The sequence below is a fragment of the Methylobacterium hispanicum genome, assembly GCF_022179285.1.
GTDB lineage: Bacteria > Pseudomonadota > Alphaproteobacteria > Rhizobiales > Beijerinckiaceae > Methylobacterium > Methylobacterium hispanicum.
The window spans coordinates 148,249-163,059 of the sequence record NZ_BPQO01000006.1; the positions used below are offsets into that span (position 1 = coordinate 148,249).

A 14,811-nucleotide genomic window follows, 5' to 3' on the forward strand; every position below is an offset into this window, starting at 1 on the left:
CGGGCTCCCCCCTCGTCCTCAGATGCGCCGGAACTGGCGCTCGGGTCCGCCCGCGAGGTCGGCCAGCACCGTCTCGCCGGCCACCGCCTTCTGGCCGAGCCCGACGAGCACCCGTGTGCCCTCCGGCAGGTAGACGTCCACGCGCGAGCCGAAGCGGATCAGGCCGAAGCGCTCGCCGACCTGGAGCTGGTCGCCCGCGCCCACGAAGCCGACGATGCGGCGCGCCACCAGCCCCGCGATCTGCACCACGCCGACCCGCACCGGCATGTCGCGGAACTTGGTCTCGATCACGAGGCCGTTGCGCTCGTTGTCCTCGCTCGCCTTGTCGAGCTCGGCGTTCAGGAACAGGCCCGGCGTGTAGTGGATCTGCCCGATCGTGCCCGTCACCGGCGTGCGGTTCACGTGGCAGTCGAACACGTTCATGAAGACCGAGACCCGCGTCATCGGCACCTGGGGCAGGTCGAGCTCCGGCGGCGGCAGGACCTTGGCGATGAGGTTCACCCGCCCGTCCGCGGGCGAGACCACGAGGCCGTCGCCGACCGGCGTGACGCGCTCCGGGTCGCGGAAGAAGTAGCACACCCACAGCGTCAGGATCAGGAAGATCCAGCCGAAGAACTGGGAGAAGTAGCCGGCCAGCACCGTCAGCACGATGCCGATCAGGATGAAGGGGTAGCCCTCCTTGTGGATGGGCACCAGCACCCGACGCATCGTCTCGAAGAGATCGGTCATGGGCTCCGGGTCATCCTTCTCGCGGCGGCCGACCCGTCCGGGGTCAGGCCGCCGCGGATGGCAGTCCCATCGGCTTCCGTCAACCGTCCGGCGGGTCGCGGCCGCCGATCCGTCTCGCGGCGTTACGGGTGCGCCGCCCTCACGCCGCCTGCGCGAGCGGCATCTCCGGCACCTCGTCGGTGTGGACCTCGAACCGGGCGAGCCAGGCCGGGCCGAAGCTCGTGGTCAGCGCGCAGTCGGTGGCGTCGCGCCCGCGCGCCATCACGATGCGTCCGATGCGGGGCGTGTTGTGGCGGGCGTCGAACGTGTACCAGCGCGGCCCCTCGGGGCCTTCGAGGAACACCTCGAACCAGGCCGAGAAGTCCATCGGCGCGGGGTCCTTCGGCACGCCGATATCGCCGAGATAGCCGGTGGCGTAGCGGGCCGGGATGTTCATGCAACGGCAGAGCGTGATGGCCAGATGCGCGAAGTCGCGGCAGACGCCGACCTGCTGACCGTGCCCGTCATGGGCCGAGCGCGTCGCGTCCGCCATCTGGTAATCGAAGCGCAGCCGGTTGTGGGCGTAGTCCACGATGGCCTGGACGCGGGCCCAGCCCTCCGGCGTGGAGCCGAACAGGTTCCAGGCGGTCTGCGAGAGCTTGTCGGTGTCGCAGTAGCGCGAGCCCAGCAGGAAGATCATCACGTCGTCCGGCAGGTCGTGGACCGGGATCTGGCGCGCGGCCGGTGCGACGTCGTCGGGCGTGCCCGGATCGGCCACCACGAAGTCGGCGCTCATGGTGATGCGCCCGCCCGGCGCGACGATACGGGTGCAGACGTTGCCGAAGGCGTCGATGCTCTGCCTCGCCGGCACCGGCGGATCGAAGCGGATCACCTCCGGTGTGACCAGATCCGCCTGCCGCTCGGGCCGGATGTTGAGCAGCAGGTTCATCGGCGTCGGGCCGGACGTGTCGAAGGCGAGGGTGAAGCCGGTGCGGATCTGCATGGGAAAGATCTGAAGAGGGGCGGGTCGAGACGAAGGACTGCGCGGGGCCCGCGCGATCGGATCGCTAAACCCGGCCCGAACGCGTCGGTTCCGCAGATCTCACCCGCGTCGAATTCAGATCATGCCCAAATATTCGCCATCCTGCGCCCGGCGCCGTCTACTCCGCCGCCACGGCATCCCGCTGCGCCGATGGGGCACCCGCCTCCTCCCGGTCCTCCTCCCGGTCCTCCGCCCGCTTCAGCGCCTCGCGGGCGGCGTCGGCCTCGCGCTGGCGGTTCCACAGGGCGGCGTAGGTGCCGCCGCGGGCCAGCAGCGCCCCGTGGGTGCCCCGCTCCACGATCACGCCGCGGTCGAGCACGAGGATCTCGTCGGCGTTGACCACGGTCGAGAGCCGGTGGGCGATGACCAGCGTGGTACGGCCCCGGGAGACCTGGTCGAGCGCGTGCTGGATCTCGCGCTCGGTGAAGGAATCGAGCGCCGATGTCGCCTCGTCGAGGACGAGGATCGGCGGGCCCTTGAGGATCGTGCGGGCGATGGCGACCCGCTGCTTCTCGCCGCCCGAGAGCTTGAGGCCGCGCTCGCCGACCGGCGTGTCGTAGCCCTCCGGCAGCCCCTCGATGAAGCGGTCGATCTGGGCGAGGCGCGCGGCCTCGCGCACCTCGGCGTCGGAGGCCTCCCAGCGGCCGTAGCGGATGTTGTAGCCGATCGTGTCGTTGAACAGCACCGTGTCCTGCGGGACCATGCCGACGGCGGCGCGGAGCGAATCCTGCCGGACCGACGCGATGTCCTGCCCGTCGATCGCGATGCGGCCGTTCTGCGGCTCGTAGAAGCGGAACAGCAGGCGCGAGAGCGTCGACTTCCCGGCCCCCGAGGGGCCGACGATCGCCACCGTCTTGCCCGGCCCCACCGTGAAGGAGACGCCGCGCAGGATCGGCCGGTCCGGATTGTAGGCGAAGTGCACGTCCTCGAAGCGCACCTCCGCGTTCCCGACCGCGAGCGGGCTCGCGTCCGGCCGGTCCGCGATCTCCGGGTTGCGGTGGAGGATGCGGAACATGTCGTCGATGTCGATCAGCGCCTGTTTGATCTCGCGGTAGATCATCCCCATGAAGTTCAGGGGCATCGAGAGCTGCACCAGCATCGTGTTGGCCAGCACGAAGCCGCCGATCGTGGTGCGCCCGGCCATGATGTCGCGCGCGGCGAGCCACATCACCGCGGTCATACCGAGTGTGAAGATCACGGCTTGGCCCGCGTTGAGCACCGCGAGCGAGACGTAGGTCTGCGTCGAGGCCTTCTCGTAGCGCGCCATCGACTCGTCGTAGCGCGCGGTCTCGCGGCTCTCGGCGCCGAAATACTTCACCGTCTCGAAGTTCAAAAGCGAATCGACCGCCTTGGTGTTGGCGTCGGTGTCGGAGGCGTTCATGCGGCGGCGGATGCCGATGCGCCACTCGGTGGCCTTGTAGGTGAAGCTCAGATACGCCACGACCATCACGAGGACGACGGCCGAGTAGTGCCAGTCGAACTCGTAGGCGAGCACGCCCAGCACCAGCGCGAACTCGACGATGGTCGGCACCAGCGTCAGCACCATCAGGCGCGACAGCTCCTCGATGCCGCCCCGCCCGCGCTCCAGCACCCGGGTCAGGCCGCCGGTCTTGCGCTCCAGGTGGAAGCGCAAGGAGAGGCGGTGCATGTGCTCGAAGGTCTGCAGCGCGAGCCGGCGCACCGCGTGCATCGCCACCTTGGCGAAGAGCCCGTCGCGCACCTGCGTCAGCCCCACCATCACGATGCGGGCGAGGCCGTAGGCGCCGATCAGGAGCATCGGCGCGGCGATGAGGCCGGCGGGCACCCCGTCCGCGTGGCCGCCGACCGCCGCGACCAGCGCGTCGGTCGCCCACTTGAAGGTGAAGGGCATCACCATCGTGGCGAGCTTGGCCACCAGCAGCAGCCCGAAGGCGAGGTAGACGCGCCGCTGCAGGTCGGCCCGGCCGTGGGGCCAGAGATAGGGCCAGAGCCGGCGATAGGTGGCGACGAGTCCGGGGCGCTCCGGGGCCGGGGCCGCCGGGCTCGCGGGTTCGGTGGTCATGCGCGTGCTGTTCTGTCGGGATGGGGCGGGTGCCGGAGGGCCCGCGGGGTTCGGCCCGAGGGGGCGCCAGGGCGCATATAGGTCGCCCGCTCCGGTTGCGCACCGTCGCGGGCGGCGGGGGGTGGTTGCGCGGGGCGTCTCAGCCCCGCCCGCGCCCGCCCGCCCCGCCCTTGTCCTCCGGCAGCACGAAGATCTGGCCCGGATAGATCCGGTTGGGGTCGCGGATCTGCTCCTGGTTGGCGTCGTAGATCACGGTGTAGCGGTTGCCCCGGCCGTAGACGCGCCGGCTGATCTGCCAGAGGCTGTTGCCGCGAGAGATCTTGGCGGTGTTGATCTCCGGCACGAACACCCCGGCCGGTGCCGTGCGCGCCGCCTCGGACGGGGCGGGCAGCGCCGGGCCGGTGGCGGGCGGAGCCGCGGGGGCGATCGCCGGGGGCGCGGGCGCCGGGACCGCGGCCTCGGGCGTGCCGGCCGCGAGCCGGGTCCCCGGGCGGGCGGCCACTTCCGGCACGCCGAAGGGCGCCTCGGCGCGCTGCCGCACGGCGCCGGACTTCGGATCGACCGCGTCGAGCCGCACCCGGTAGGCGCCGGGCCGCACGCCCCGGCCGATGGTGACCACGACCCGGCCGTCCGGTCCGGCCTCGGCCGGCGCCACCAGGGTGTCGTTGAGATAGAGACGGACCGCGGCGCCCGCCGGCGCCTCGGCCGTCACGTCGAGCCGCCCGCCCGGCTGCGCATCGACGCTGACGATGCGCAGCCGGGCGGGCGTGGCCGCGGGCGGGGCCTCGGGCTGGGACAGCACCACGGTCGGCGCGTCGGGCGCCGTCAGGGCGACCAGGGGCTTGGCCGTCCCGGTGACGGCCACCGCCACGCTCTGGCCGGAGGCGACCGCGCGCCCGTCCGGCCCGGTGGCGCGCAGCGAGACCTCGCTGCTGCCCCGCGGCAGGGCCGGCGGCACCAGGGCGAACTGCCCCTCCGCGTCGGCACTGGTGCGGGCGACGGGCCGGCCGTCGACCAGGAGCTCGACGGTGGTGTTCGGCGCGGCGCGGCCCGCCACCACGGATTCGCCGTTGGGTTCCACGCGCACCACGTCGAAGCGCGGGGCCGCGGCGGCGCGCTCGCCCGCCGCCGGCTGCCCGGGCCCGGCCTCCTCCGGGGCGCTTCCCGGGACGCTTCCCGGGGTGCCCTGCGGCCTGGCGGTGTCCGGCGCGCCGCCCGGCGCCCCGGGCCCGGCGAGCGGCAGGGCCGCCTGCGGCGACGGGGACCATTGCTGCCGCAGGTCGGCACCGAAGAGCGCCAGCACCAGGACCAGCCCGGTGACGAGCCCGCCTGCGGCGAGCGCGAGGCTGCGTGCGACCGCGCTGGACATCTCGGCCTCGAGCCTCCCTGGGACGGCCTCCTGGAACGGCCCCGCTGCACCGCGAAAACCGTCGACTGTCCGACCCATAATACTCTACATGGGCGGGACACCAAGCCGCCCCGCCGCGCCCGCGGCGGATTCCCGGGTGCCATCAGCGATTTGGCCCGCTCTTCGGGATGATCGGCCCCGATCCGGCGGCTTGCACGGACGAGTGACGGAGGAGGCCGGATGGCGCCGGTGAAGACGGTCTGTGTCTATTGCGGCTCCGGCTTCGGCGGGAACCCGGCTTTTCGCGATGCGGCGGAGCGCCTCGGGACCGCGCTCGCCCGGGCCGGCATCGGCCTCGTCTACGGCGGCGGCGATGTCGGGCTGATGGGCACGGTGGCCCGCGCGGTGATGCAGGGCGGCGGCCACGTCACCGGCATCATCCCGGATTTCCTCCAGGCCCGCGAGCACATGCTCGAGGACATCCAGGAGACGATCGTGGTGGGCGACATGCACACCCGCAAGCGCCTGATGTTCGAGCGCTCGGACGCCTTCGTGGCGCTGCCCGGCGGCATCGGCACCCTGGAGGAACTGGTCGAGCAGCTGACCTGGTCGCAGCTCGGCCAGCACCGCAAGCCGATCGTGCTGGTCTCGATCGCCGATTTCTGGAGCCCGCTCCTGACCCTGTTCGCGCACATGCGCGAGCAGGGCTTCATCCGCGACGGGCTGGAGCTGAGCTACCTCGTCGCCCAGGACGCGGACGCGGTGGTGCCGATGCTGCAGCGCACCGGACGCGGCAGCGATCCGGAGGCCGAGCGCTTCGTCGAGGAGCGGCTCTGAGGCGGGCGGACGTACCCGCGTCCTCCCTCCTGCGCAGAGGGGGCGATCGCCTATGGCCTGCGCCGTCCGGTTCGCACGGGAGCCGCGACGCGCTCCCTCTCCCATAGGGAGAGGGTTGGGGTGAGGGGTATGACGCCCCAGAACTGAGCACGCCATCGACGCGCGTTCAGCTCAGCGCCCTCCCTAGGAACCTCATACCCCTCACCCGGCTTTCTGCGAAAGCAGACCTCTCCCTATGGGAGAGGGGACCCGCGCCTCGGCCTGCAGCGCGGCGCAAGCCGGCATCTGCAATCGCCCTGCCCGCAGAGGGGGGAGGGAGATTGCGCGCGCCGCCGCCACGCCCCCGATACCCGCTCTTCACACCCCCATCCGCCCACCCAGGAATTTTCTGCACCGCACGGGAGCTTCGCCGGAACCAGTACGTTCAGACCAAGATCGCGAGCCCCGCGGCGGCCACCGGCTGCCGCGCGTCGAGGGACGGCCGCGGTTACCGGAGTGATCATGCCTGACAATTCCCGACCCGCGTCCCAGCCCCGCGCGGTGCGTGCCCGCATTCAGGAAGGGCTGCCCTATCCGCTGGGCGCCACCTGGGATGGGCTGGGCGTCAACTTCGCGATCTTCTCGGCCTACGCCACGAAGGTCGAGCTCTGCCTGTTCGACGACGCGGGCGAGAACGAGATCGAGCGGATCGAGCTGCCCGAGTACACCGACGAGATCTGGCACGGCTACCTGCCGGACGCGCGCCCCGGCACGATCTACGGCTACCGCGTGCACGGCCCCTACGAGCCGGAGAACGGCCACCGCTTCAACCCGAACAAGCTGCTCATCGACCCCTACGCCAAGGGGCTCGTCGGCTCCATCACCTGGAACCCGGCTCTGTTCGGCTACAAGATGGAGACGGGGGACGACACCACCTTCGACGAGCGCGACAGCGCGCCCTACACCCGCCGCTCGCGCGTGATCGACCCGGCCTTCACCTGGGGTCGCCACCAGAAGCCCCACGTGCCGTGGGAGAAGACGATCGTCTACGAGGCCCACGTGAAGGGCCTGACCAAGCTCCATCCGCGCGTGCCCGAGAAGCTGCGCGGCACCTATGCGGGCCTCGGCACCCCGGACGTGCTCGACTACATCAAGAGCCTCGGCGTCACCTCGGTCGAGCTCCTGCCGGTCCACTCCTTCGTGCAGGACGACTACCTGCAGGAGAAGGGGCTGACGAACTACTGGGGCTACAACACCATCTCGTTCTTCACCCCCGCCCGGCGCTACGCCGCGGTGCCGGACTTCGCCTTCTCGGAGTTCAAGGAGATGGTCTCGCGCCTGCACGGCGCCGGCCTCGAGGTGATCCTCGACGTGGTCTACAACCACACCGCCGAGGGCAACGAGAAGGGCCCGACCCTGTCGTTCAAGGGGGTCGACAACGCCTCCTACTACCGCCTGCTGCCGGACCAGCGGCGCTACTACATCAACGATACCGGCACGGGGAACACCTTCAACCTCTCGCACCCGCGCGTGCTCCAGCTCGTCACGGACAGCTTGCGCTACTGGGCGCAGGAGATGCAGGTCGACGGCTTCCGCTTCGATCTCGCCACCATCCTCGGCCGCGAGCCCTACGGCTTCGACGAGGGCGGCGGCTTCCTCGACACATGCCGGCAGGATCCGGTGCTGAACTCCGTCAAGCTGATCGCCGAGCCCTGGGATTGCGGTCCGGGCGGCTATCAGGTCGGCGGCTTCCCGCCGGGCTGGGCCGAGTGGAACGACCGGTTCCGTGACGACGTGCGCGGCTACTGGAAGGGCGATGCCGGCCTGCTGCCGGATCTCGCCTCCCGCATCACCGGCTCGGCCGACAAGTTCGACAAGCGCGGGCGCAAGCCCTGGGCCTCGGTCAACTTCCTGACCGCGCATGACGGCTTCACCCTGCACGACACGGTGGCCTACAACGACAAGCACAACATGGCCAACGGCGAGGACAACCGCGACGGCCACTCGCACAACCTCTCGTACAATTACGGCGTCGAGGGCCCGACCGAGGATCCGGAGATCCGCGCCGTGCGCCTGCGCCAGATGCGCAACATGCTGGCGACGCTCTTCCTGTCGCGCGGCACGCCGATGCTGCTGGCCGGCGACGAGTTCGCCCGCACCCAGAACGGCAACAACAACGCCTATTGCCAGGACAACGAGATCTCCTGGCTCGACTGGGACGCGATCGGGGCCGAGGAGCGGGACCTCGCCGAGTTCACCCAGCGCCTGATCATCCTGCGCAACGCCCTGCCGATCCTCAACCGCGGCCGCTTCCTCTCGGGCCGCTTCGACGAGGAACTCGGCGTCAAGGACGTCACCTGGCTGCGGCCGGACGGCGCCGAGATGGAGGGCGAGAACTGGGGCGACGGCGGCGCCCGGGCGCTCGCGGTGCTGCTCGACGGCCGCGCCCAGGCCACCGGCGTCCACCGCCGCGGCGGGGACGCGACGCTTCTCATCCTCTACAACGCCTACCACGACCTCGTGCAGTTCACCCTGCCGGAGACGGTCGGCGGCGAGGAGTGGACGCGGCTCCTCGACACCAACCTTCCCGACAGCCAGGCGGTGGAGCACTTCAAGTCCGGCGACAGCTACGCCGTCACCGGGCGCTCGATGCTGATGTTCGTCCTCAAGCCGGAGGACACGCCCGGCGACGCGCCGACCGAGATGGAGCGCTCCTACCAGCACGTGATGCAGGCCTTCGACAGGGCCAACATCGAGAACGTGCACTTCCACCTCAACGAGGACGAGGCCTGAGGCCGCCTCGCGCCGGGCCGGAGAAATCCGGCTCGGCACGGGTCCCTTGCGGGCGCTCGTGCGTTGTCAGGGGCGCGTGAACGCGGCGACGCTCCCGGGCGCGTCCGAAGGATGTTTATCGTCGATGCCGAAGATATTGCTGGTCGAGGACCACGAGGAGATCTGGGACTTTCTCTCCCGCCGGCTCAAGCGCCGCGGCTACGAGGTGATCCTGGCCCATGACGGGGAAGCGGGCGTGCAGCAGGCGCGGGCGGGCCAGCCCGACGTGATCCTGCTCGACATGAACCTGCCGGTGCTCGACGGCTGGTCCGCCGCGCGCGCCCTGAAGGCCGGGGGCGACACCCGCGCGATCCCGATCATCGCGCTCACCGCCCACGCCATGTCGGGCGACCGCGACAAGGCGATCCAGGCAGGCTGCGACGACTACCATCCGAAGCCGATCGATTTCTCGAAGCTGCTCAGCCAGATCAGCGCCGCGCTCGGCGAGACGGCGACGGCGGGTTGAGCCGCGGACACCCCCGACCCGTCGCGGGGAGGGGGCCTTGCGTATCCTTGCGTAACCCGGGCCGGGAGGCCCTGATCGACCGATGAGCGACGATCCCGTCACCGCGCGGCAGATCCGGCAGGGAATGCCGATCTTCGTCGCCCTCGCATCGGTGCTGCTGGTGCTCGCCGTCATGGCCGCGCTCTATCTCGGGCGCGAGATCCTGATGCCGGTCACGCTCGCGATCCTGCTGAGCTTCGTCCTCGTGCCGGCGGTCCGGGCGCTGCGTCGCCTCCTCGTACCCCGGGCGCTCGCGGTGCTCGCCGTCGTCGCGGTGACCTTCGGGCTGCTGTTCGGGGTCGGCAGCCTCATCGCCAGCGAGGGCGCGCAACTCGCCGCCGACCTGCCGCGCTACTCCCTGACCATGCGCGACAAGATCGCGGCCCTGCGCGGCGCCACGGCCGACGTCGGCACGCTCTCGCGCATCGTCGATCTCGTCCAGGATCTCGGCAACGCCCTCCAGCCCCCGCCCCAGGCCGAGCTGAAGGGCGAGCCGGGCTCGGCGACCCACCCGCTCACCGTCGAGATCAAGGCGGCCAAGGCCGGCGTGCTGGAGACCTTCCAGACCTTCGCGGGCCCGGTCCTGCATCCGCTCGCCACGACCGGCCTGATCCTGCTCTTCACGATCTTCATCCTGCTCCAGCGAGAGGACCTGCGGAACCGGGCGATCCGCATCGCCGGCTCCGGGGATCTGCGCCGCACCACGGCCGCGATCGACGACGCGGCGAGCCGGCTGTCGCGCTTCTTCCTGGCGCAGCTCGCCCTCAACATCGCGTTCGGGGTGGTGATCGGCGCGGGGCTCTGGTTCATCGGCGTGCCGAGCCCGACGCTGTTCGGCGTGCTGGCCGCCATCCTGCGCTTCGTGCCCTATATCGGCGCCGTGATCTCGGCGGTGCTGCCGCTGATCCTCGCGGCGGCCGTCGATCCGGGCTGGAGCATGGTGATCGCCACCGCGATCCTGTTCGTGGTGGTCGAGCCGATCGCCGGTCACGTGGTCGAGCCGCTGCTCTACGGCCACTCGACCGGCCTCTCGCCGATCGCCGTGATCCTGGCCGCGACGATCTGGACCTTCCTGTGGGGGCCCGTCGGCCTCATCCTGGCCACCCCGCTCACCGTCTGCCTCGTGGTGCTGGGACGCCACGTCGAGCGGCTGTGGTATCTCGACGTGCTGCTGGGCGACCAGCCCGCGCTCGCGCCCCCCGAGATCTTCTACCAGCGCATGCTCGCGGGCGACCCCGCGGAGGCGATCGACCAGGGTCGGCAGTTCCTGAAGGAGCGGGCGCTCGTCACCTACTACGACGAGGTCGTGCTGGCGGGCCTCCTGCTCGCCCAGGAGGACTTGTCCCGCGGCACCCTCGACCGGGAGCGGCAGGCCGAGGTCGGGGCCGCGATCCGGCAGGTGGTGGACCGCCTCGGTCTCGCCCGCGTGCGCCGGGGCGTGGCCCGCGGCGCCGCGCGCGGGGCGAGCCGCGAGACGGCCGCGGCGGTCGCCGCGGCGGGGCCCGACCGGCAGGTGGCGGGCGTGGTGCTGGGGCCCGAGGATCTCGCCCCGCGCTGGCGCGGGCGCACGCCCGTGCTCTGCGTGTCGAGCCGCGGGCCCTTCGACGAGGCCGCCACCCTGATGCTGAGCCAGACCCTCGGCCGCCACGGCCTCGACGCGCAGGTGATGGCGATGAGCGAGATCCGCGAGGGCAGGCGCCCGGAGCGGGTCGAGGAGATCGCGATGATCTGCTTCTCCTACCTCGAACCGGTCAGCCTCTCGCAGATCCGCTTCACCGTGCGGCAGGCACGGGCCGCGGTGCCGGGCGTGCGCGTCCTCGTCGGCTTCTGGCGCGAGCGCGACCCGGCGGGCCTGGAGCGCCTGCGCCGGGCGACCTCGGCGGACGACCTCGTCACCTCGCTCAACGAGGCGCTGGCGGCCGTGGTGGCGGCCTCGCGGGCCCCGGACGGTGCCGCCGAGCGCCCGACCCGGGGTCCGGACGGGATCGGGCGCCCGGGCGTCCCGGCGGACGGGACGTTCCGCCCCCCGGTCCCCGCCTGACCGAGCCGGCCCGTCCGGCCCCCGGATCCGCGACCGGCCTCGCGACCGGCCTCGCGACCGGGTCCGCGACGCCCGGCGCGGATCGTCTGCAGGATCGGCTCGACAGACCGATCGGAGTTTCCCTACGGTGCCGCCGGGTGCGGCGCCCGAGCGCGGCCTTTCCTCCACGACCAAGGCGCCGCCGAGATGCCCGACACGCCAGAGACGCCGCCGGTCGGCCCAGGGGCCCGCGTCGACGAGGGACGCCCGAGCGACGTTGAGGATCCGCACGGCGACATCTTCTTCGCCGCCGTCGAGACCACGCGGATGCCGATGATCGTCACGGACCCGCGCCAGCCCGACAACCCGATCATCTTCGCCAACCGCGCCTTTCTGGCGATGACGGGCTACGCGCCGGAGGAGCTCGTCGGCCGCAACTGCCGCTTCCTGCAGGGCCCCGAGACCGACCGCGAGACGATCGCCGAGGTGCGCCAGGCGATCGCCGAGCGGCGCGAATTCGCCACCGAGATCCTGAACTACCGCAAGAACGGCTCGACCTTCTGGAACGCCCTCTTCGTGAGCCCGGTCTACAACGCGGCCGGCGAGCTGGTCTATTTTTTCGGCTCGCAGCTCGACGTCTCGCGCCGCCGCGACGCCGAGGATGCCCTGGGCCAGGCCCAGAAGATGGAGGCGCTGGGCCAGCTCACCGGCGGCATCGCCCACGATTTCAACAACCTGCTGCAGGTCATCGTCGGCTACGTGGACATCCTGGCCTCGGGGCTCGCCGATCCGGGTGCCGACACGGGGCGGCTCACCCGCGCGACCGAGAACATCCGGCAGGCGGCCGAGCGCGCCACCACCCTGACGCAGCAGCTCCTCGCCTTCGCCCGCAGGCAGCGCCTCGACGGGCGCGCGGTCAACCTCAACACCCTCATCGCGGGCATGGACGAGATGGCCGCCCGCTCGCTCGGCGAGGCGGTGCGGATCGAGCTGGCGCTGGCGCCCGACCTCTGGAACTGCCGGGTCGATCCGACCCAGGCCGAGGTCGCGCTGCTCAACGTCCTGATCAACGCCCGCGACGCGATGGAAGCGGGCGGCACGGTGCGCATCGCCACCGAGAACCGCACGGTCGAGGCGGGCGACGAGGGCGCGTTCGGCGCCCTCCGGGCGGGGCGCTACGTCGGCGTGTCGGTCACCGACACGGGCTCGGGCATCGCGCCGAACCTGCTCGGCCGGGTGATGGACCCGTTCTTCACCACGAAGGAGGAGGGCAAGGGCACGGGCCTCGGCCTCTCGATGGTCTACGGCTTCGCCAAGCAGTCCGGCGGCGCGGCCCAGATCGAGTCGGCGCTGGGGCAGGGCACCACCGTGCGGCTGTTCTTCCCCGCCACCGACAGCGCGGTGCGCGACGCGCGCGCGGCCACCGCCCGGGCGGTCGAGCGGCAGGGCACCGAGACCATCCTGATCGTGGACGACCGCGAGGACGTGGCGGAACTCGCCCGCACCATCCTGCGCGACTTCGGCTACACCACCCTGATGGCGGCCAACGGCCGGCAGGCCCTGGAGATCCTCGAGGGCGGCGAGCGGATCGACCTGCTGTTCTCGGACCTGATCATGCCGGGCGGCATGAACGGCGTCGCGCTGGCCCGCGAGGCGCGACGTCGTCAGCCGCGGCTCAAGGTCTTGCTGACAACGGGCTACGCCGAGGCGAGCCTGGAGCGAACCGACATCGGCGGATCCGAGTTCGACCTCTTGAACAAGCCCTACCGGCGCACCGACCTGATCCGACGGGTGCGCGCGATCCTCGACGGGCCGACCGGCGTCGGCTGAGGGGCGGGCGGAGACGGGAGTTCGAACATGTCCCAGGGCGACAAGTCGAAATACACCGACAAGCAGATCCGCAAGGCCGAGCACATAGCCGAATCCTACGAACGGCGCGGCGTGCCGGAGGCCGAGGCCGAGTCCCGCGCCTGGGCGACCGTCAACAAGGACGACGGCGGCGGCAAGAAGCCCGGCGGCTCCGGGCGTGGCAAGAACACCGGCCACCCGGCGGCACACAAGGGCGGGCAGGCGGGCGGCGAGGCTTCGGCCCGGCGCAGCGCTGAGGCGCGCTCCGCCTCGGCCAGGAAGGCCGCCGAGACCCGCAAGGCGCGGGGCCATTAGGGCGGGCCTGTCCTGGAGGCCTCGCGCCTCGGCGCGGGCCGGGATGGCCGACCGGAGGCCTCACGGGCGCTCGACCGCGTGCCGTTCCCCGACCGCGCGGACGGGGCGGCCGAAATATCGCGCGCCCTGCCCCGGTTCTGCCGCAACCGGAAGACCTGCGTGCAGATGACGGCCACGGCGATCGTCATGGAGAGTACGCCCAGCCCCGTCCCGATGCGAACGCCGGAGAAATGGGTGAGGTAGGCTCCGAACGAACCGATCTGTATCGCGACGGCCGCGCCGACCGACCAGCGGCGCGTATGGGCGATCGCCAGCGCGTAGGAGAGGGTATCGGCCATGAAGAAGTATCGGTCTCCCATCTTGGGGAGTACGAACGGAATCAGCGTCACGCTGGCCAGCGCCACCAGCAGGAGATCGCTTCCCCTGTCCCTGCGCACGAAGCCCAGGCCGGCGATCAGCAGGCCGACGACCAAGCCTGCAAGGATTCCCAGCACCATGCCTGCAGGCTGGGGAACGAGACGCAGGTACTGCACGAACGTCCAGGGATTTGGTGCGTTCATCGAGAGCCACGGGTAGGCGTGGGACTGCTCGACATAGATCATCGCCAGGTCGAGGGCCGGGCGCCCGGCTATCCAGGCAGGCAGCATCATGAGTGCATACATGATCGGAGGTATGATCAGGATTCCGATCGGCGCCTTCCGTGAGATGACCAAGTAAAGTAGGAATGGTCCAAGGAAGATCGCCTGCAATTTTATGGAAATGGCGATGCCGAATGCGGCCATGCAGGTGAGCAGATCCTCGCGCTCGGCTCGGGCGATCGCGATGAGGATGAAGCCCGTGTAGTAGGACTCGATCTGTCCCCACGCGGCGGCATTCAGGACGACGCTCGGAAGCAGAAGATATGCGATCGCGCCGCAGATCGCGATGTCTCGGCGGACGTAGCACGAGAGCAGGTAGTACAGCGAGGCTGCGCAGAAGACGGCTCCTGAGATGGAGACGATCTTGATGACGGTCAGGTCGTCAGCGAGCGGGCCAGCATGGCTTCCGAGGAACAAGAGATAGAGATAGGGAGGCGTATAGTTTCCCGCGTTGTTGGCTTCGAGCACGAGTACCGGAAGATTGATCGAGAGCGTCTGAGCGATTCCGTGATCGTGAATATGCCTCAGCCACGGCAGAAACCACCAGTGGACGTCCGCGGACTCGACCTGCAGGAGGCTCCTGTAGAGCACGATGATCGTCGTTATGGCAGCCAGCAGGATTGCGATGCGGTAATGCGGTCTCAAACGCTGGGGCGTCATTGCGGCGGAATGCATAACGGAGTCTCCCAAGCGTTCGG

The 14,811-nt window shown here is 70.8% G+C and carries 11 protein-coding genes; 6 read left to right on the forward strand and 5 right to left on the reverse strand.

Features of this window, described 5'->3' with window-relative positions; genetic code table 11:
* Positions 1–18 precede the first annotated feature (18 nt).
* From MFF56_RS09110 to MFF56_RS09125, 4 genes are all read right to left on the reverse strand, one after another.
* Entirely contained in the window at positions 19–729 is a 711-nt protein-coding gene (locus MFF56_RS09110; protein ID WP_066922224.1) for a phosphatidylserine decarboxylase, read from the reverse strand.
* A gap of 139 nt (positions 730–868) precedes the next feature.
* A complete protein-coding gene (locus MFF56_RS09115) occupies positions 869–1,711 on the reverse strand; it encodes a transglutaminase-like domain-containing protein (protein ID WP_066922222.1) in 843 nt (280 codons plus the stop codon).
* 157 nt (positions 1,712–1,868) lie between these two features.
* Positions 1,869–3,791 (reverse strand): ABCB family ABC transporter ATP-binding protein/permease, encoded by a 1,923-nt coding sequence (locus MFF56_RS09120; RefSeq protein ID WP_238229955.1) that lies wholly within the window; start codon positions 3,789–3,791, stop codon positions 1,869–1,871.
* A 139-nt stretch (positions 3,792–3,930) separates the two neighbouring features.
* Positions 3,931–5,160 (reverse strand): LysM peptidoglycan-binding domain-containing protein, encoded by a 1,230-nt coding sequence (locus MFF56_RS09125; RefSeq protein ID WP_238229956.1) that lies wholly within the window; start codon positions 5,158–5,160, stop codon positions 3,931–3,933.
* Between the two features lie 219 nt (positions 5,161–5,379).
* On the opposite strand from MFF56_RS09125, the gene MFF56_RS09130 reads away from it, so the two are divergent.
* The 6 genes from MFF56_RS09130 to MFF56_RS09155 all read left to right on the forward strand — a co-directional run bounded on the left by MFF56_RS09130 (position 5,380) and on the right by MFF56_RS09155 (position 13,475).
* Positions 5,380–5,976: an LOG family protein gene (locus MFF56_RS09130; protein WP_066919713.1), complete on the forward strand. Its 597-nt coding sequence runs from the start codon at positions 5,380–5,382 to the stop codon at positions 5,974–5,976.
* A 501-nt stretch (positions 5,977–6,477) separates the two neighbouring features.
* Entirely contained in the window at positions 6,478–8,748 is a 2,271-nt protein-coding gene (gene glgX, locus MFF56_RS09135) for a glycogen debranching protein GlgX (RefSeq protein ID WP_066924786.1), read from the forward strand.
* A gap of 124 nt (positions 8,749–8,872) precedes the next feature.
* Entirely contained in the window at positions 8,873–9,253 is a 381-nt protein-coding gene (locus MFF56_RS09140) for a response regulator (RefSeq protein ID WP_066924784.1), read from the forward strand.
* A gap of 82 nt (positions 9,254–9,335) precedes the next feature.
* Positions 9,336–11,333 (forward strand): AI-2E family transporter, encoded by a 1,998-nt coding sequence (locus MFF56_RS09145; RefSeq protein WP_238229957.1) that lies wholly within the window; start codon positions 9,336–9,338, stop codon positions 11,331–11,333.
* A gap of 186 nt (positions 11,334–11,519) precedes the next feature.
* A complete protein-coding gene (locus MFF56_RS09150) occupies positions 11,520–13,142 on the forward strand; it encodes a hybrid sensor histidine kinase/response regulator (protein WP_066923158.1) in 1,623 nt (540 codons plus the stop codon).
* Between the two features lie 27 nt (positions 13,143–13,169).
* Positions 13,170–13,475, forward strand: coding sequence for a plasmid stabilization protein (locus MFF56_RS09155; RefSeq protein ID WP_066923161.1), 306 nt, complete (start codon positions 13,170–13,172; stop codon positions 13,473–13,475).
* Here the strand turns inward: MFF56_RS09155 and MFF56_RS09160 are convergent.
* Positions 13,472–14,788 carry a putative hexosyltransferase gene (locus MFF56_RS09160; RefSeq protein ID WP_156453784.1) on the reverse strand — a complete coding sequence of 439 codons (1,317 nt, stop codon included), beginning with the start codon at positions 14,786–14,788 and terminating at the stop codon, positions 13,472–13,474. The genes MFF56_RS09155 and MFF56_RS09160 overlap by 4 nt on opposite strands.
* Positions 14,789–14,811: the final 23 nt, after the last annotated feature.